An 18841-nucleotide genomic window follows, 5' to 3' on the forward strand; every position below is an offset into this window, starting at 1 on the left:
CGGCTTCGTCCGTTAGTGGTTGTCCGGCAGTGATCGGCTGAGCTGTGCTGGCGAGACTTGCCTCCGGCTGGGATGGATCGGCTTGGGGCGCTCGGTGTTCGTTTGTGATCAGCGCGACGAAAACCCTGGTCGGCGGGGTGGTTTCGGTGATGTGCTCGGGTGAGCAGTAACCGATCTCGACAGCGAAGGTGATCTCATGACGGTCGCACCCGCCACCCCATCCACCGCATTCGTGACCAGGCTCGGCGCCCGCATCGGCGCGCGCGTCGACAATGTCCGGCTCGGCGGCGACCTGGACCCGGCCACGGTCGACGTGATCCATCGCGCCCTGCTGGAGCACAAGGTCATCTTCTTCCGTGGGCAGGACCACCTCACCGAGGACGGGCAGTACGAGTTCGCCCAGCTGCTCGGCACGCCGACCACCCCGCACCCGACCGTCACCTCGCACGGCGTGAAGAGCCTGGCCATCGATTCCGAGCACGGCCGCGCCAACAGCTGGCACACCGACGTCACCTTCGTCGACCGCATCCCGAAGGCGTCCATCCTGCGCGCGGTGCACCTGCCGAGCTACGGCGGCGCCACCACCTGGGCTTCCACCGTGGCGGCCTACGAATCGCTGCCGGAGCCGTTGCAGCGCTTGGCGGAGTCCCTGCGCGCGGTGCACACCAATGTCTACGACTACGCGGCCCGCGCCGGTGAGTCGGCGCGGCCGAACGCCGCCGTCTACCGCGCCGAGTTCGAGTCCACGTACTACGAGACCGAACACCCGGTCGTGCGGGTACACCCCGAGACCGGGGAGCGGGCGCTGCTGCTCGGCCACTTCGTCAAGCATTTCGTCGGGCTGTCCAGCACCGAATCGCACGCGCTGTTCCGGCTGTTCCAGGACCGGGTCACCCGTCTGGAGAACACCGCCCGCTGGAACTGGGCCCCCGGTGACGTCGCCATCTGGGATAACCGCGCCACCCAGCACTACGCCATCGACGACTACGACGACCAGCCGCGCAAGCTGACCCGCATCACGCTGGCCGGCGACGTCCCGGTCGGCGTCGACGGCGTGGCGAGCACCAGCATCGCGGGCAACGCCGAGCACTACTCGATCATCGAGGACACGCAGCTGCTCGCGTCGTGAGCGAGTGAATCAAAGGCACAGCGCGCACTCGCGCACGACGGAGCCGAGCGACGGCGAGGCAGAGTCCTGAGCGGGAACCCCGCATGGTGGTGGCGGTGGATTTCCATCGCCGCGGTTGAGGGGCCATGCGGTGTCCGTGGGAGGCGCGAGGTCACGCCACGCCGTCGCTGAGGGCGCGGCCAGCGCCGAGGCCGATGGTGGCATGGTCCACACTGGTTGCCATGAGTATTAGGCCGCTGGACGGGGTGCGCGTCCTGGAACTCGGCAACTACATCGCCGCGCCGACCGCGGGGCGCATCCTCGGCGATTTCGGCGCCGAGGTGATCAAGGTGGAGCGCCCGAAGGTGGGCGACGAGCTGCGCAACTGGCGGCTCTACGGCGGTGACACCTCGATGCTCTACCGGACGATCAATCGCAACAAGAAGTCCATCACGCTGGATCTACGCACCGAAGCGGGGCGCGGCGTGGCGCTGGACCTGATCCGGCGCTGCGATGTGCTGCTGGAGAACTTCCGGCCCGGCATGCTGGAGAAGTGGGGCCTGGGCCCGGAGGTGCTGAACGAGGCGAATCCGGACCTGGTGATCACCCGGATCTCCGCGTACGGGCAGACCGGGCCGATGTCGGCGCGGCCCGGGTTCGCCGCGGTGGCCGAGGCGGTCGGCGGCCTGCGTGAGCTGGTCGGCGACCCGGATCGGCCGCCGGTGCGCACCGGCGTCTCGATCGGCGATTCCATCGCGGGAATCTATGCCGCGTTCGGGACCGTGATGGCGCTGTTCCAGCGCGAGCGCCGCCCCGACGCGGATGGACCGTCTCCCTTGCGGGAGCGGGTGATCGACGTGGCGCTCAACGAGGCGATCCTGTCGGTGATGGAGTCGCTGGTGCCGGACTACCTGGCCTACGGCATCCAGCGCGAACGCGTGGGTGGCCGGATGGAGGGCATCGCGCCGAGCAACGCCTACCCGTGCGCCGACGGAACCAGCATCATCATCGGCGGTAACGGCGATGCCATCTTCCAGCGCTACATGACGGTCATCGACCACCCCGATCTGGCCTCCGACCCGGAACTCCAGGACAACGCGGGCCGCTGGCGCCACCGCGAGCGCCTCGACGCGGCCATCGGCGAGTGGACGATCCGCCACACCCGCGCCGAAGCGCTGAAAATCCTGGAAGCCGCGGCCATTCCGTGCGGTCCGATCTACACGGCGGCCGACATCGTGGCCGACGAACAGTACCGAGCGCGCAACATGATCCAGCCGTTCGCCGTGGATGTGGGTGCGCCGGAACCGAAGACGGTCGGCTTCCCCGGCATCGTCCCGGTGATCGGCGAACAGTCCCTGCCGATCCGCACCATCGGCCCCGATCTCGGCGAGCACACCCGCGAGGTGCTGTCCGGGTTGCTCGGTATGAGCGACGCCGAGATAGACGCGTTGGAGAAGTGATGAGCGAGCGAGCAATCAACACAGCCACCCTGGTGGTCATGGCGGAGCCGAGCCCTGGCGAGGCGCAGGCATGAGCGCGCAGCCGTACGACCGCAGGCGGCCCCGGGGACGGGGCATATGGGAACTGCGTTCGCCGAGCAACAGCAGGCCTACGGTGCAGCCGAACCCGACCGGGGCGGGCGAAAAACCCTGGGGTGGCGTGATGTGCGGCCGTCGCCAGGCACGGGAGCAACGATGAGCGCGCCGTTGCTTCGCGACGTCACGCTGCGCGACGGATTGCAGCTGACCGGCAAGCTGCTGCCGGTGCAGCGCAAGGTGGACGTCGTCCGCCGCCTGCTCGCGCTTGGGGTGCCCGCGCTCGAAATCGGCTCGATGGCGCGCCCGGACCTGGTCCCGCCGATGGCGAACACGATGGAGTTGGTCGCCGCGCTGACGCCCGAGGAGCTGCGCCACTGCTGGGTATGGGTGGCCACCCCGCGGCATGTCGAGAAAGCCGCGGCGGCGGGCGTGCGCAACTTCCAATACTGCTTCTCGGTCTCGGACGCGCACAACCGGGCGAACATCGGGCGCGACACCGAGGCCAGCATCGCCGCCATGCCGGACGCGGTGCGGGTGGCCCGCGAGGTCGGCGGGTCGATCCAGCTGTGCCTGGCGACGTCCTTCACCTGCCCGTTCGACGGTCCGGTCGACCCGGAGCGAGTACTCGCCATCGCCTCCGATCCGCGCACCGAGGGCGCGGAGGACATCGTCCTCGCCGACACGCTCGGACAGGCGCATCCGGGAGAGGTGGCCGCGCTCGTCGCCGCGGTACGGGACCGGACACCCCCGCGGCGCATCGTCTTTCACGGCCACGACACCTGGGGGATGGGCGTGGCCAATACCCTCGCCGCCATCACCGCGGGCGCGGACATGGTCGACGGAGCGCTCGGCGGACTCGGCGGTTGCCCCTTCGCGCCGGGCGCGAGCGGCAACACTTCCTCCGAGGACATCCTGTTCGCGACCAGGCCATCATGGTTCACCCCGGCCACGCTGGCCGAGCTGGCGGGGATGTCGGAGGAACTGCTCGCCGAACTCGGTGAACCCAACCGCTCCCGCGCCGTCGAAGGCGCCCGCTCGAAAGCCTCTGCCTTCGAATGGGTCGTCGACAGGGAGCGTGCTGGTCGGCGGCCCCGGCAATAGGTGCGGAAAGACCGGCCAGGTCAGAAGCTGAGGCCCATCGGCTGGGCGCCGTTCGGGCACACGACACCGATGACGCGAACGCCGAGCGGCTCGATCAGCGCATTGACCGGCAGGGAGTGCCCGGTGGGGCATACCGCCGTCCCGTTCACCAGCTGCGGCACGGAGGTCGAGTTCACGCACGTCATCCCCGTGCAGAAGACCCCGGACGGAATCGCCGCCGACGCCGGAGCGGCCGCGAGCACGGCAGCACAGACCGCACCCGCGACCGCCGTCCCGATGGATGCGACACGCTTCATTCCCTGACCCCTCTCGCCATATTGGGCAACTTGTGAGCAAACGGTGCGTCGGTGTCAAAGTACCTGCGGCTATCCATTCAACTCATCCGACTCGCCGGGGTCGCCGGACGGGATCAGACCCAACGGAGGCCCGAGTCAGGTGAGAGTGCTCACCACATGTGCCGCGGCCTCCGCGATAAGGGCCTCGTCGTAGGCGGCATCCCGGTCCGGCTTGCTGGACATGATCGCGATGACCAGTGGTGGGGAACCCGGAGGCCACACGATGGCGATGTCGTTCACCGTGCCGTAGTCACCGGTCCCCGTTTTGTCGGCGACGGTCCAGCCCTGCGGGATCCCAGCCCGGATTCGTCGAGCGCCCGCCCGGGTAGCATTGCGCTCCAACAGATCTCGGAGGAAGGCGCGCTTCTCGTCCGGCAGGGCGTCGCCCAGCACGATCTTGTGATAGTCGGTGCCCAATGCCCGGGGAGACGACGTGTCTCGCGGGTCGCCGGGAGTGGCCTCGGTGATCAGCGGCTCGATCCGGTCCATCCGGGTCACCGTGTCGCCGAGGCCGCGGACATACGTGGTCAGCTCGGCCGGGCCGCCGAGATCACGGAGCAGGAGATTGCCTGCGGTGCCGTCGCTGTAGCGGATCGCGGCGTCACACAGCTGACCGATCGTCATCCCCGTGGCCACATGCCGCGGTGTGATGGCTGCGTTCTTCGTGAGGTCGGCTTCGGTGTAGGGGACGACAGTATCCAAGTGTGACAATGGATTACGCTGCAGGACCGCCGCGGCCGCCAGTCCCTTGAACGTCGAACAGAACGCGAATCGTTCGTCCGCTCGGTAGGCGACGGTGACGCTCGTGCCGGTGGCGAGGGCATACACCCCCAGGCGCGCGCCGAACTTCCGCTCCAACTCGGCCAGGCGGACGTCGGAGTCGTTCACCGTCGCGGGCGCGGGTGTCGTTGTGCCAGACCCGCCGATCGCGTCGGATGGGGGCGCGGACGTCGTGCGGCTCGCGCATCCGACCAGCGGGAGAAGTAATGCCGCACCGAGCAGCGTGCGGCGAGCGATGGGCGGGGAAGTCACCGTCCCGCCTTACCTGAGCGCTTCGACGGCGGCGCGGGTGGCTTCGGCGACAAGCGGGTTATCGGCTTGTGCGTTCTGCTCGAATTTCGTCGTCAGGACCGCGATGACAAGCGGGGCGCGTCCGGGCGGCCACGCGATGGCAACGTCGAGGGCTCCGCCGTAGGCGGGGCTGCCGGTCTTGTCGCCGACGGTCCAGCCTGCGGGCAGCCCGGCACGGATACGTTTGTCCCCGGTGGTATTGGCGATGAGCCACGACTTCAATCTCTCCCGTTCGGGCTCGCCGAGAACATTGCCGAGGACCAGGGCGCGGTAGTCGGCGGCGAGTGCCGCGGGTGTGGTGGTGTCCCGCTCGTCGCCGGGGATGGCGGTGTTCAGTTCGGTTTCCCAGCGGTCCAGGCGCGAGATGTCGTCGCCGATGGAACGCAGGAACGCGGTGAAACCCGCCGGGCCGCCCAAAAGCTTCAGCACCTGGTTGCCCGCGGTGTTGTCCGACACGGTGATCGTGGCGTCGCACAGCTCGGCAACGGTCATGCCGGTGTCGACGTGCTTTTCGGTCACCGGCGAATACTCGACGAGATCGGCGCGCGAGTAGTGGATCACCTGATCGAAGTAACCCGTCGACAGTGGATGGTCGCGCAGGAGCGCACCGCACGCGAGACCCTTGAAGGTGGAAGCCATCGGGAACCTCTCACCGTCCCGATGGACAACCGTGCGGCCGGAGGCGGTGTCGATCGCGTACACACCCAGGCGCGCAGCGTGGTTCGTCTCCATCTCGTTGAAAGACGGGGTCGCGGCGGCAGGCGTGGTGCTCGGCTTCGCCGGCGCATCGCCGCCGGACCCGCACGCGGCGGTGACGGCGGTCAGCGCGGCCACCGCCGCGGCGGTGAGAAGTCGGCGACGACGGAGCGGGGGAGCGAATGGTGCGAAGGTCACCGCTGCACCACACCATCGACACCGCGGCACGCGCCAATACCAGACTCCGGCGCGGACGAGTTGATTTCGATATCGCCGCAGGTTCGCCCGCGCGGTTCTGTTCCGGCGCGGACCGCGGCCGGGCGACGAAATCACCGTCCGGAACGCCACTGGTTCAATGACCGCATGGACCTGATCCGCCACCTTCGCTTCTTCGTCTCCGTCGCGGACGAGGGGCACTTCGGCAGGGCGGCGGCCGCGCTCGACATGACCCAGCCACCCCTGTCCCAGGGGCTGCGGCGGCTCGAACGGCACCTGGGCGTCGACCTCATCCACCGCACCCGCCAAGGGGCCGTGCTCACCTCGGCCGGTCTCCAGCTGCTGCCCCGCGCTCGACTGCTCGTCGACGACGCCGAGCGCCTGCTCGCCGAGTCGCACCGCATCGCGCACGCCCACGGTGCCGTGCACTGGGGCGCCACCGCGGCACTGCCCGACCGGGTGGTCACGGCCTGCGTGGGTGCGCTGCGGACCGTGGTCGCCCCGGACGCCGCGGTATCGACGACGGTGGGCGCGACCGTCGACCTCGTCGCCGACGTGCGCGCCGGCCTCTGCGACGTCGCGGTGATCGAGCATCCGGCCCTCGTCGACGGCGTCGAGGCACGCCCGGTCGTCAAGGTGCCGCGGTGGCTCGTCGTGCCGTCGGAGCACCGCAGCGCTGGCGCTGAACGCCCCACCTTTCCCATGCTGGCGGGACTGAATTTCGCCCATCCGCCGCGCGCCACCAACCCGCCCGCCTTCGACACCGTGCTGGACCTGCTGCGCGAGCGAGGCCTGGACGCATCGACCGTGCCGGCGTCCGATGACCGCGCGGTCTTCGCCGCGGTGGCCGCCGGAACGAGCTTCGGGCTCACGGCGACTCCTCCGTCAGCCACGCCGGGTGTGACGTGGCTGCGCATAGCGCCGCAGGCGGTCGCCTTGCGGGTGCGCGTCGTGCACCGTCCGGGAGCCGACACCCGAGCGGATGCGGTGGACCGGGTGCTGTACCGGGAGCGCCTCCAATGAAAAAGGCGTCGCGTAGCGACTCGTTGGCGGGTTGCCGGGTGACGGAGGGTCGCACCGCCGAGGAGAGAATCCGCGCCGTCTTCGCCGATGCGGGATGTACCGGCTGGCTGCACGCCCGCCGCTGCGACGGCTCCGCGGCCGAAATCTCCATCGGAGGCCGCGAGCGGGTGGTCGTCGCGTCGGTGTACAAGCTGCCGCTGTTCGTCGCGTTCTGCCGCTACGTCGACTCGGGGCGCATCGATCCCACGGCCCGGCTCACGGTGACCCCGTCGGACTGCACACCCGGCCCGACCGGCATCGCCGTCATGCGCGACCCGGTGACCATGAGCCTGCGCGACCTGGCGACTTCGATGATGACCGTCTCCGACAACGCGGCGGCCGATGTCCTGCTCGGCGCGACCGGTCTCGGCGCGGTCGAGGAATTGCTGGACCACCTCGGTCTCACCCGGACCCGGATCGTGGGCGGCACCGCGGACATGCAACGCAGCCTGGTCCGCGACACCGACACCCACACCACCGCCGAGGCGTTCGCGGTCCTTGCGGAGAACGACGACGCATGGTCGGTGTCGGCATACGACCCCTCCTACGCGAGCGCGACGACACCAGAGGAGATGACCCGGTTCCTCCGCGCACTGTGGAGCGGCACGGTGCTGTCTCCCGAACAGACCGAGTTCGTCCGCAGCGTCATGCGCTGCCAGGTCTGGCCGCATCGCATCGCCGCGGCTTTCCCGCACCGCAGCGTGTCGGTCGCGGGCAAGACCGGAACCATCGGCGTGATCCGCAACGAGGTCGCGGTGGTGGAGTTCCCCGGCGAGTATCCCGTCGCGGTAGCGGTCTTCACCCGCGCGGCGCGCGCGGACCCGCACCTGCCCGTCGTCGACGCCGCCATCGCCGAGACCGCCCGCATCGCCGTCACCGAACTCCGCAGGCCCTTGCCGCAGGAGTGACCGCCCAGCGGCATGCGCCTCCCAGGTGGGCGAAAACACAGGGTTTTCCCTGATGGCATGTGGCCGGGATCCCGGTAAGACTGGACGGCATGACTTCGCAAGCCTTGGGCGACACCGCCGGCACGGCGGTCACGACCGATGTCGCGGCCCGCGCTATCGAACTGACGAAGGTCTACGGATCGGGTGATACCCAGGTCAGGGCCTTGGACGGGGTGTCGGCCGAGTTCGCGAAGGGAGAGTTCACCGCGATCATGGGCCCGTCCGGATCGGGGAAGTCGACCCTGATGCACTGCCTGGCCGGGCTCGACAGCGCCAGTTCCGGCACCGTACGCATCGGTGACACCGACCTCACCACCCTGTCCGACAAGCAGATGACGCGCCTGCGCCGGGACCGGATCGGCTTCGTCTTCCAGGCGTTCAACCTCGTGCCGACGCTCACGGCACTGGAGAACATCACGCTGCCGCTGGACATCGCCGGGCGCAAACCCGACCAGGACTGGTTGGAGACGGTGCTGAAGCGGCTCGGCCTGACCGATCGGCTCACCCACCGGCCGAGTGAGCTGTCCGGCGGACAGCAGCAGCGCGTGGCCTGCGCGCGTGCGCTTGCGGGCAAACCGGAGATCGTCTTCGGCGACGAGCCGACCGGCAACCTGGACTCCCGCGCCTCGGAGGAGGTGCTGTCGATCCTGCGCGCCGCGGTGGACGAGTTCGGGCAGACGGTCGTCATCGTCACGCACGAGCCGCACGCGGCCGGGTTCGCCGACCGGGTGGTGTTCCTGGCCGACGGGCGCATCGTCGACGAGATGCGCGATCCGACCGCCGACACCGTGCTGGACCGGATGAAGGCGTTGGAGCAGGCGTGACCGAGCAGTCGCGGGAAAACCGGCGGTGGGTGTGATGGCCGGAAGTCCAATGCGCAAGGTGGCGCTGCGCAACCTCGCCGCGCACAAGGTCCGGCTCGCCCTGACCCTGTTGTCGGTGGTGCTCGGCACCGCTTTCATCGCGGGCTCGTTCGTGTTCACCGACACGCTACAGCGCACCTTCGACGGGATCTTCGCCAACGAGGCCAAGGGCATCGACGTCCGGGTGAGCCCGAAAGAGCGCCAGGCGCAGGGTGTTCCGAACAACGTGGTGGACGAGCTGGCCAAATATCCCGGCGTCCGCACGGTGGCCCCGAGCGTGAACGGGCCGGTAGTACTGCTGGATCCGGTGGGCAAGAAGGCCGTTCAGACCGGGGGAGCGCCCACTTTCGGTAGGTCCTACCTGCCGCCGGAGAAGGCTGTCGCGGAGCCGGAGAAGTTCATCCAGGGTGTCCCGCCCGCGCGCCCGGGCGAGATCGCCCTCAACACCGGCGGAGCCGAGCGGGCCGGGCTGAAGATCGGCGACCGGACCAAGATCCTGATTCCGTCGCAGCACGATCCCATCGACGTCACCCTCACCGGGATCTACGAAGTCCCGTCGGACACCGGCGGTTTCATCGGCGTGCTGTTCGACGACACCCAGGCGCGCAAGCTGTTCACCGACGGCCTGCACGTCGCCTACGTGGACCTGGCCGCCGCCGGCATTCCCGGCGACGATTTGCGCGACAACTTGGGCAGGGACCTGCCCGGCTACAAGGTGCAGAACGGTGACCAGGTCCGAGCCGACCTGAAGAAGGAAGTCTCCAACGCGCTCAACTTCATCAACTACTTCCTGCTCGCGTTCGGTGCGATCGCGCTGATCGTCGGTACGTTCATCATCTACAACACCTTCTCGATGATCGTCGCGCAGCGCTTGCGTGAACTGGCGTTGCTGCGCGCGGTCGGCGCGAGCCGCCAGCAGGTCGGCCGGTCGGTGGTGGCCGAGGCATTCGTCATCGGGTTGATCGGCAGTGCGATCGGGCTGGCGGGCGGCGTCGGCCTGGCGTTCGGATTGTCGGCGGTGTTGAACGCCTTCGACTTGGGGCTGCCGACCGGATCCATGGCGGTGCTGCCACGCACCATCCTGGTCGGGCTGTTCGTCGGTCTCGTGGTGACCATGGTCAGCGCGTATGCGCCCGCGCGCCGCGCCGCGCGGATTCCACCCGTGCAGGCTATGCGCGAGGAGTTCGCGTCCACCGGTGAGTCGCAGCGCGTGCGCACCATCATCGGGATGGTGCTCGCCGTGCTCGGGGTCGCGTTCGTCGTGCTGGGTGCGCAACGCACCGGTGGCACCGCGGCCGCGACGGTCGGCGTCGGCGCGCTCGGCCTGATCTTCGCGGTGCTGCTCGCCGGACCCGCGCTGTCGCGGCCGGTGGTAGCCGCGCTGGGCGTGCTGGTACGGCCGTTCGGGCCGATCGGCCACATGGCGCGCAACAACGCGGCGCGCAACCCCCGGCGCACCGCCGCGACGGCGTTCGCGCTCACGCTCGGGCTGATGCTGGTCTCGGCGATCGGCATGCTGGGCGCGTCGGCCAAGGAGAGCGTCGGCGTGCTGATCGACAAGGGGGTGCGGGCCGATTACGCGCTCGCGGGTCCGCAGTTGCTCGGGGTGCCGTTCGGCGCGGCCGACGCGGCCCGCACGAAAGTGCCCGGGGTGGCCGAGGCGGTCGGGCTCCGCGGCGCCGGTTTCAAGATCGGCAACGAGCAGGTGTTCGCCGCGTCCGCGGATGGGCCCCTGGACAGCGTGCTGAACTACGAAATCGTGCGCGGCAGCAACACTCTCGGCGACCGCGACCTGCTCGTGTCGGACGACGAGGCCGGCAAGCGGGGCTGGAAGGTGGGCGAACCGGTGAGCCTGACCAGCTTCGATGGCAAGAAGGTCTCGCTCACGGTGACCGGCGTGTACAAGAACACTCCGCTGCTCGGTCCCATGGTGGTGTCGCAAGCCGTCTACAACGAGGTGGTTCCGCTCAACTTCCGGACCAACTTCCTGGTGCTGATCAAGGCGAAGCCGGGCGCGAACATCACCGAGATGCGCACCGATCTGGAGAAGGCGACCGAGCAATTCGTCGTGGTGCAGGTGCAGGACCGCGAGGAGTATAAGGGCGCACAGGGCAGGCAGATCAACACACTGCTGGCCATCCTCTACGGCCTGCTCGCGCTGGCGGTGGTGATCGCGATCCTGGGCATCGTGAACACTCTCGCGCTGTCGGTCGTGGAGCGGCGCAGGGAGATCGGCATGCTGCGCGCGGTCGGCACGCAGCGCATGCAGGTGCGCAGGACGATCTATCTCGAGTCGATGCTGATCGCGGTATTCGGCGCGATCGTCGGCATGCTGCTCGGCCTCGGCCTCGGCGTCGGTTTCCTGCGCACCCTGCGCGACCTCGGTCTGGACCAGATCGCCATCCCGTGGACGCAACTGGTGCTCGTCCTGATCAGCTCGGCCGTCGTCGGGGTGCTGGCCGCGCTCTGGCCCGCGGTGCGCGCCGCACGCACACCCCCGCTCGCGGCGATCGCCGATCTCTGAAAGCCCGTGCGGCGCATGGTGGTTGTGCGCCGCACGGGCTCCTGCTCAGTGGGCAATGCGGACCAGGACCCCGGGGATCCACGCGTTGCCCGTCGTGTTCGCCACCCCCGTGCGAGGATGGCAGGCACGGCGCCAGGAATTCGGTGTGACAGTGGGTTTCGCCGAGCGCAAGGTGCAGGTGGCGCCCATCCATCGGGAAGAAATGCATGGTGGATAGCGGAGACTTCGACATGGTGATAGTCGGCTATGCCCGGTTGTTCGGTGACCTACTCGAACCCGACGTGGTGGCCGAGCTGCGCAAGCTCGGGCAATCGCCGGACAACACATGGGGCGCGTTGTTCATTTACGACCGCAATCCGGATGGCAGCCGGACCAAGTGGACGTTGTTTACCGCCGACTTCCCGTATGCGGAGATGCTGGCGTCCCGCGTCGGGCAAATAGAACTGTCCACACAGCTTCTCCGTGAGCGCTTTCCCTGGTATCAGCGCGGGTGGGTCATCGATGACGACGATGACACGCACGATGGTTCGGAGTAACCACCGGCTCAGGCTCGTGTCGCTGATCGGTCGGGCTCGCTGTGGTACCCCCTTCGCGACGATTGATCAGTTTTGAAGAAGCCCCGCCGCGACAGCTTCCATAGCATGAGGAACGTCCTCATCGAGCTTGGCAGGGAGAAACCCCATGAAGAACGCGCAGAAATCCGCCGACGAAACCATCGCGAAGAACAAGTCCTCCGTCGGATTCACCGACGAAGAACGAGCCGCGATGAAAGAGCACGCCCAGGAGCTGAAGACGGCCGCGCGCCGCGGCTCGCGCGCGTCCAAGGCGGACGGGGAGAAAGACGTGCTCGCGAAGATCGCCGAGATGCCGGAATCGGATCGCGCCATGGCCGAACGGATCCATGCCGTCGTCACAGCCAGCGCACCGGACCTGACGCCGAAACTCTGGTACGGCATGCCCGCCTACGCCAAGGACGGCAAGGTCGTCTGCTTCTTCCAAACCGCGGCGAAGTTCAAGTCGCGGTACGCGACGTTCGGCTTCAACGACATCGCCAACCTCGACGAAGGCACCATGTGGCCGACCGCTTTCGCGCTGACGAAGCTGACCGCCGCCGAGGAGGCGAGGATCGGTGAGCTGGTGAAGAAAGCGGTGAGCTGAGGACCGGGCAAGCCACCGGAGTTCGCTCTCGGCCAGCGGGCCTCAGCACACCACAATGCCGCTGATGAGGAGCTCAGCGAGCATCCACGACGGTTGCCAGTTGGAACGCCGTGAGCGCTGCTGGGCGATCGAGCAGCCTCGCACCAAGGCTGAGCGTCGCCGCAACGGTAGATCGAGTCGCTACTCGAGCCAGCGGTGTGATGCACACGGCGGCGCAGGCGTGGAAGAAGACCGGGGATGCCGTCCTGTTCAACAGCATGGGCTTGAGCGGCAAAGTCCGGAAGTCGGTTGCCGCGGGGTGGGAGGGGACTACGGCGGATGCGGTTCCGGCCGCGACTCAGCGGTTTACCAATGACATGTCCGATATCCACAACGTGATGCAGAGCGTGACGATGCGGATCGAGAGCGCCGCGTACGGAGCGGAGGTCACGAAGGTCCAAGTGCCTCTGGTGCCGCCGATATTGCCGATTCCGATTCCGAAGGGGGCGGAGAATCCGGCGCAGGCTGTGGCGCAGAAGTCGGCGGAGCAGGAAGCGCATGAGGCGGCAATCCGGGCTATGCGGAACTACTACATGCCCACTTACGAGCCTGCGGGACAGGCAGTTCCGGGTTTCACGGCACCGGCTGGAACATCTGACGCCCCGGGCGCGACCGGCCCGGGGCTGTCTGGCTCGGTACCTAGCGGTGCCCATACAGGCACGTCGACCGATGGACGACCGGGTGGTGCGCCCAGCCAGCAGACTGCGCACGATGGTGAACCTGGGCAGCCGTCCGCCGCCGAGACAGAGAACAGCGTGGTACCTGCGTCGCTCACGGAGCAGCCAGGTGGTAAACCATCGACTACGCCTGCCGGGTTCGACCCAGGCCAGGGCGAGCGTGATAGATGAGGTGGGAGTTCACGCCGGATGAGTTACACGCGCCGCTACGGCGACTTCCATATCGACCCGTGCAGCACCGACCAGTTTCGCCAGAAGCTTGTCCGCCTGATGGAGATCGGAGACCGGTCGCACACTGGAACTGAGCGTGATCTATATGTGAGGCGACACGAAAATGTCAGTAGGTAGGCGACATAAAAATGTCAGTGGATTGGGCCTTCCTACTGCTGGGTACGTGATCGAATTCCTTCCGACAAGTGATCGATGGTTCGCCGTGTTGTGGTGCGGGCCAGCGTTTCTGGGAGGCCCTGGCGGTGGTGGACGCGAGCGGGCGAGTGCTGCGGCAGGCGGCCATGGACCGGTTGACTCAGCTCGATGCTGCGGGGGAGTTGTCGAGCGATCATGTTCGGTTGACCTCGGAGACCTTGGGTGTTGCCGAGCGCACGGTGTGGCGGTGGCTGTCGGCACGCAGGACGAAAACAACTCCAGCGCAGCGTGTTCGGTTCCGCATTGATGACCGGCTGCGGGTACGGCTTGCCTATTGGCGTGGCAACGCGGCGGCCCTGCATCGTGAGCTGGTCGCGGCGGCTGCTGCAGGTGGCGCACCGGCACCGGATCTGAGGACGGTGCAGCGGGCGATCCAGCGGGACCTGACCGCGGGAGAGCTGGCCGGGCTGCGCTCTGGTGAGCGGGCCCGACGGAGGTTCGACGTGTTTCTGAAACGTCCGCCGTCGTTCCGTAATGCGGCGTGGGAGGGCGATCATGTCGAGGCCGCGGTGCAGGTCGAGGTTGATGGCCGGTTGGTGAAGCCGTGGGTGACGTGGTTCGTCGATGCCACACACAACGTGATCCTCGGTGTCGCGGTGACGCCGCAGACCCCGAGCCGAGAAAGCATCCTCGCGGCGCTGCGCGCGTCGATCTCGCGCAGCGAACCGTACGGACCAGCGGGCGGGCTGCCCTCGGTGGTGCGTGTCGATCAGGGTAAGGATTTCCTGTCGCGCACCGTGGGGAGGCGATGGGCGCATTCGCGGTCCGGGTGGTCGATTTGCCTGGTTACACCCCGCATTTGAAGGGCACAGTGGAGACGGTCAACGGTGCGGTCGATCGGATGCTGTTCGCGGGTCTGCCGCGCTACACCCACCGCCAGACCCAGGCCAGCGGGGCACTGGTCGATCCGGACCAGCCCGCGCTAACCTTCGCTGCATTCGTCGCCGAGCTGCTGGCGTGGGTGGACTGGTGGAACCAGGCCCATGTCATCGACGAACTCGACGGCCGGGCGCCGTTGGACTCATGGCTGGCCGATCCGACGCCGATCCATGATGCCGACGAGGCGAAGCTGTGGATGTTTACTCTCGAGGACGACCGCCGCCGCCGCAAGATCACCACCAAGGGTGTCGGGTTCGGGCGGGGCCGCTACTACGTTGCGGATTGGATGGTGGGGCGGGTCGGGACCGTGGTGCGGCTGCGGTACATGCCGCACCACGACCACGAGGTCGAGGTGTTCGACGCCCGTACCGGCGCGCATCTGGGCCGCGCCGAGCTGGCCGACAGGGCTTCGGCCGCGACCAAGGCCGCAGTGCGCCGCACCCGCGACCAGAAGGCGAAGCGGCTGCGCGCGGACCTCTCGGCGGCCGAGCGTGCCCGTCGCATCCGCTATGCCGCGACGACGACACCGGTCCCGGCGAAGCGGCTGGATGCGATGACTACCGCGGAGGCCGAACGCGAACACCTCGCCGAGCAGGACGCGGACCTGGCGCGGTGGGCGCGGCCGGATCTGATTCCTCTGCCGCCACCGGCGCCGGATTGGGTGATGCCGATCGATCTGGACGAAGTACAGCGCCGTAGCGGCGGAGGAAGCAGGAATCCATCGTGACTCGACCATCGAATCCGGGCGTGAACATCGATGCTGCGGCCGATCACTTTCTCGGCCTGGCCGGCGCGCACACCGTGGCCACCGACGCGCTGCTGCTCATGAAGGACAACCTTTCCGATGTCATCGATGCGAAGGCGATGATGTGCGTGCACGGTGATGCCGGGGTCGGCAAGACGCTGTCGGTCAACGCCACGCTGCGCGAGCTGGCACCGGACACGGTGTGCCGGGTGCAGTTCCGGGCCCGGCCAACCCCACGCGATATCCGGCACACGTTGTTCGATGCGCTGGCGATCGGTGGTGCGCCACCGCGTAAGCCGATCGAGTTCGATCGGGTTCTGAAAGATGTTCTGTCCGAGCGTTTCCGGGTACTGGTGTGTGATGAGGCGCAGTGGATGTCGCGGGAGTGCTTCGAGTATTGGCGGCATCTGTGGGACGACCGACGCACCGACATCGCGATCGTGTTCGTCGGCGGCGGGGACTGCTATCAGGTGCTGCGTCGCGAACCCATGCTGTCCTCGCGGGTGTATGTGTGGCAGGAGTTCCGGCGCATGACCCCCGATCAGGTGCTGCGGGTGATCCCGGCCTTCCATCCGGTGTGGGAGAACACCGATCCCCAGACCATCGCCTTCGCCGACTCTCACGCCGGGCACGGCAATTTCCGCGCCTGGGCCAAGATCACCTCTCATACCGTGCGCGCCTTGGCCCGGCTCGACCGCGAGCAGGTCGACGACGAGGTGATGGGCTGGGTGTTCTCCAAACTTTCCGGCCTGTCGGGATGAATCCCTACCGCTGGCACGGCGGCCTCGCCGAGGAGGTGGCCATCGAGTCTCCAGGTCTTCGGCCGATCACCATCCTGCGCGACGTGGACGACGACGCCACACTCACCCACGCTCTGCTCGACGCGCACAACCCGCCGGGCGGGGTGATCACCGTGCACCCGACCCCGGCCACGATCTCCGGACTCGCGCTCGCCGCCGATGTCCTGGCCGCGTTGGGATGCGCGATCGAGCGGATCACGCCGGAGAGGGTGGCCGCGGTGGGACCGGCGTCCCGGGCCGTGCTCGCTTGGGTCTACGCCCTGCGCGTCCAGCACCTGGTGGTGCTGCGTGCGCACACTCTTACTCCCGATCAGCTGGCCTGGCTGCTGCGTGTGCGCCGCTCTAGCAGTGTGCATCTGGTCCTGGTCTGGCACAGCCTGGATCCTCTTCGGGGCCGGGTCCTGCTCGACGAGTTGCCTCACCATCTCGTGGTGGATCCGGGCGGCGTCCTCTCCGATATCAGCACCCACACGCCCGCGTCGGCCGCCGTGGGCGTCGACCTGGCGCAGGTGCCCGCCACCGATGTGCGCACCTTCCGCGCCGATGCGGCCGCCGCACTGGAGCCCGCAGAGTTCGCGCGTGTCGATGCTGTCTACGCGCAGGCGATCGAGACCACCTGTGCGTGGATCGCGGCGCACACTGGCCACCCCTGCAAGCGCGCACACGCTGCTGGTGGCTCCGGGAGGTGGCTCGGCGACGAGGATGCCGCCCTCGCCGAAGCGATGCTGGAAGCCCTGCACACCCGCCACGCGCATCTGCGCAAGCTCTACGCCCACCGCCCCGAGGTCGGGATGAGGAGCTGGCACGAAACCCTCGGCCTGTATCGGCTGCTGGGCGGGCTCGTCGCCGACAGCCCCGGCCGCTACACGACCATCACACGGCTGCGCGGCGCCCAAGCCGCATTCGAACTGCACGGCCTGCGACTGGCGCTGCCGCCGAACCTGGCCTACTGCGTCGGGCCCGGCCTGAGCACCACCCCGGTCGACTGCCCGCTCGTCCACCGCATCCGCGCGCACACCGCTAATCCGGTCCACGCCGCAGCGGTCGCGGTCGCGCTGTTCACCGGCGCGACCATACGAGAACTCAAGACGATCCCGTGCCTGGCCTTCGCCATCGACACCCTGATCTGCATCGACCCGGTCGACCGTGACGACCCGACCCGGCTGAGCGTGTGGCCGATCCCTGCGGCGGCTCGGCCACTGCTGGAAGCGGCGTTGCTGTTCCAGCAGACCGCCCCCGACCCCAGTGCGGGACTGTTCGACGGCGCGATCGGCGTCCAGGGCCAGATCCTGCGTGACACGATCACCACAGCCGGATTGATCACCCCGGCGCGGCACCCCTGGCACCACGGCTGGCTGTGGCAGACCGGGATGCTGTGGCGCGGCCCTCGACCACAACCACGTAGATACCGGCCGTCACCGCGGTGGCCCAATCCACCGACATTCCAACGCCCCCACGAGACCGGGCTGGTGCCGATCGAGGAGCGGGTCCCACTGTCACGGCTATAGCGGCCCGTGCTGGGTCGAAGACGATCGTTTCCGACCCACTGCCGGTGCGCCGCAGCGGGTTTGTGAAACCGCAGCTCGCCGAAACCGCGAATGTGACTCACGGCGGAAAGTGGCGGTGTTCTCGCACCGCCAGGTGGGGGATCGAGGCCAGGTTCCAGGCTTCACGCTCGGCGACGAGCTGGGTGGGCGATCAACACGGTGTGCTCGATGGCGGCCTGATAGCCCTCCCGGTGCGGTCGGCGATCAGCAGCCAGAACGATTTCGCGGGGTAGTGGCGGCTGGTCTGCCAGGTGTAACCCGGCAGCTGGCGGCGGAGGTGAGCCCAGCACCCCGGCGGCGATGCCGTTGCCCCACAGGTTCTTCTGCACATCGGTATTGCCGGTGTGGCTGGGGCACCGGGGTGCGGGTCCGCGCCACCCTGTTCTGAGTCCCCTCACCCTGCGCTGAACCCGAACGCTACTGATCATCAGGCTTTTGTCGCGGCGACTACGGCCGCCTTGAGGGCGGCCGGGTTGGCGCCCACGACCTCGCTCACCTTCTCTCCAGCCCGGAAGATCATGAATGTCGGCATCGCTCGAACGCCGAATTCTGCGGAAACCTCTGCGAGTTCGTCGACATCGACCTTGACGAAGTTAGCGTCCTCGTGCTCCTTGGAAAGCTTTTCGACAAAAGGCGCCATCTGTCTGCACGGCCCGCACCAGGTCGCGAAGAAGTCAACGACGGTGACCTTGTCTTCCTTGATGAGCTCCTGGAATTCCTTGGAGGACTTTACTTCTGCAACCATGCCTGCATCTCCGAATTGGACTGAGTGCCAAGGTGATACATCGAACATGCACAGCTTAGAGGTCTGTGGGTGGCCTGGCGGGTCGTTCGCGTCGGAGTGGGCACGGGGGTCCAGGGACTAACCCCAACCGGACTGGTTCGCGCCGCGGCGCCCATGTCGAGAATCGTACAGCCCAAATAGACAGTGCTCATGATGTTCCGCCGGTTCGAGCGATGGCCGTATCAAGCAAACAGCGACCCGGCCGCGACGCGGCGGGATCGCTGATCGAGCGGTCGAATTTTTGGTGCGGGGGTTCAGGGTTGGCCGATGGCCGCGGTGTTCGCGGTGGCGCGGTGCTGGGGGTCAGCGTCGCGTAGAGGGGTGA

The 18841-nt window shown here is 67.9% G+C and carries 17 protein-coding genes; 13 read left to right on the plus strand and 4 right to left on the minus strand.

Features of this window, described 5'->3' with window-relative positions:
- Window positions 1-196: 196 nt before the first annotated feature.
- From AB0M45_RS16155 to AB0M45_RS16165, 3 genes are all read left to right on the plus strand, one after another.
- Window positions 197-1129 (plus strand): TauD/TfdA family dioxygenase, encoded by a 933-nt coding sequence (locus tag AB0M45_RS16155; RefSeq protein ID WP_364328760.1) that lies wholly within the window; start codon window positions 197-199, stop codon window positions 1127-1129.
- A gap of 221 nt (window positions 1130-1350) precedes the next feature.
- Complete coding sequence (locus AB0M45_RS16160; RefSeq protein ID WP_364328763.1) at window positions 1351-2568, plus strand: CoA transferase; 1218 nt, start codon at window positions 1351-1353, stop codon at window positions 2566-2568.
- A gap of 234 nt (window positions 2569-2802) precedes the next feature.
- Window positions 2803-3747: a hydroxymethylglutaryl-CoA lyase gene (locus AB0M45_RS16165; RefSeq protein WP_364328766.1), complete on the plus strand. Its 945-nt coding sequence runs from the start codon at window positions 2803-2805 to the stop codon at window positions 3745-3747.
- Between the two features lie 20 nt (window positions 3748-3767).
- Here AB0M45_RS16165 and AB0M45_RS16170 read toward each other — a convergent pair whose 3' ends face one another.
- The 3 genes from AB0M45_RS16170 to bla (AB0M45_RS16180) form a co-directional block, all read right to left on the minus strand.
- Window positions 3768-4043, minus strand: a complete 276-nt coding sequence (locus tag AB0M45_RS16170; RefSeq protein WP_364328769.1) for a hypothetical protein — start codon at window positions 4041-4043, stop codon at window positions 3768-3770.
- A gap of 135 nt (window positions 4044-4178) precedes the next feature.
- Entirely contained in the window at window positions 4179-5114 is a 936-nt protein-coding gene (gene bla, locus AB0M45_RS16175) for a class A beta-lactamase (RefSeq protein ID WP_364328772.1), read from the minus strand.
- 9 nt (window positions 5115-5123) lie between these two features.
- Entirely contained in the window at window positions 5124-6047 is a 924-nt protein-coding gene (gene bla / locus AB0M45_RS16180; RefSeq protein WP_364328775.1) for a class A beta-lactamase, read from the minus strand.
- A gap of 165 nt (window positions 6048-6212) precedes the next feature.
- On the opposite strand from bla (AB0M45_RS16180), the gene AB0M45_RS16185 reads away from it, so the two are divergent.
- From AB0M45_RS16185 to AB0M45_RS16230, 10 genes are all read left to right on the plus strand, one after another.
- Entirely contained in the window at window positions 6213-7088 is an 876-nt protein-coding gene (locus AB0M45_RS16185) for a LysR family transcriptional regulator (RefSeq protein WP_364328778.1), read from the plus strand.
- 38 nt (window positions 7089-7126) lie between these two features.
- Window positions 7127-8035 carry a serine hydrolase gene (locus AB0M45_RS16190; protein ID WP_364328781.1) on the plus strand — a complete coding sequence of 303 codons (909 nt, stop codon included), beginning with the start codon at window positions 7127-7129 and terminating at the stop codon, window positions 8033-8035.
- Window positions 8036-8124: 89 nt separating this feature from the next.
- On the plus strand, window positions 8125-8898 hold the full coding sequence (locus AB0M45_RS16195) for an ABC transporter ATP-binding protein (RefSeq protein ID WP_364328784.1): 774 nt from the start codon (window positions 8125-8127) through the stop codon (window positions 8896-8898).
- 34 nt (window positions 8899-8932) lie between these two features.
- Window positions 8933-11461 (plus strand): FtsX-like permease family protein, encoded by a 2529-nt coding sequence (locus AB0M45_RS16200; RefSeq protein ID WP_364328787.1) that lies wholly within the window; start codon window positions 8933-8935, stop codon window positions 11459-11461.
- Window positions 11462-11667: 206 nt separating this feature from the next.
- On the plus strand, window positions 11668-11997 hold the full coding sequence (locus tag AB0M45_RS16205; RefSeq protein ID WP_364328790.1) for a hypothetical protein: 330 nt from the start codon (window positions 11668-11670) through the stop codon (window positions 11995-11997).
- A 145-nt stretch (window positions 11998-12142) separates the two neighbouring features.
- Entirely contained in the window at window positions 12143-12619 is a 477-nt protein-coding gene (locus AB0M45_RS16210; protein ID WP_364328792.1) for a DUF1801 domain-containing protein, read from the plus strand.
- A 1132-nt stretch (window positions 12620-13751) separates the two neighbouring features.
- Window positions 13752-14564 (plus strand): hypothetical protein, encoded by an 813-nt coding sequence (locus AB0M45_RS16215; protein WP_364328795.1) that lies wholly within the window; start codon window positions 13752-13754, stop codon window positions 14562-14564.
- Window positions 14510-15367, plus strand: a complete 858-nt coding sequence (locus AB0M45_RS16220) for a Mu transposase C-terminal domain-containing protein (protein WP_364328798.1) — start codon at window positions 14510-14512, stop codon at window positions 15365-15367. The genes AB0M45_RS16215 and AB0M45_RS16220 overlap by 55 nt, the downstream gene beginning before the upstream one ends.
- On the plus strand, window positions 15364-16146 hold the full coding sequence (locus AB0M45_RS16225; protein ID WP_364328801.1) for an ATP-binding protein: 783 nt from the start codon (window positions 15364-15366) through the stop codon (window positions 16144-16146). Before AB0M45_RS16220 ends, AB0M45_RS16225 begins: the two co-directional genes overlap by 4 nt.
- Window positions 16143-17693 carry a hypothetical protein gene (locus tag AB0M45_RS16230; protein ID WP_364328804.1) on the plus strand — a complete coding sequence of 517 codons (1551 nt, stop codon included), beginning with the start codon at window positions 16143-16145 and terminating at the stop codon, window positions 17691-17693. The genes AB0M45_RS16225 and AB0M45_RS16230 overlap by 4 nt, the downstream gene beginning before the upstream one ends.
- A gap of 466 nt (window positions 17694-18159) precedes the next feature.
- Here AB0M45_RS16230 and trxA read toward each other — a convergent pair whose 3' ends face one another.
- Window positions 18160-18477, minus strand: coding sequence for a thioredoxin (trxA, locus tag AB0M45_RS16235; RefSeq protein ID WP_364328807.1), 318 nt, complete (start codon window positions 18475-18477; stop codon window positions 18160-18162).
- Window positions 18478-18841: the final 364 nt, after the last annotated feature.

This window comes from Nocardia sp. NPDC051787, from assembly GCF_040681325.1.
GTDB lineage: Bacteria > Actinomycetota > Actinomycetes > Mycobacteriales > Mycobacteriaceae > Nocardia.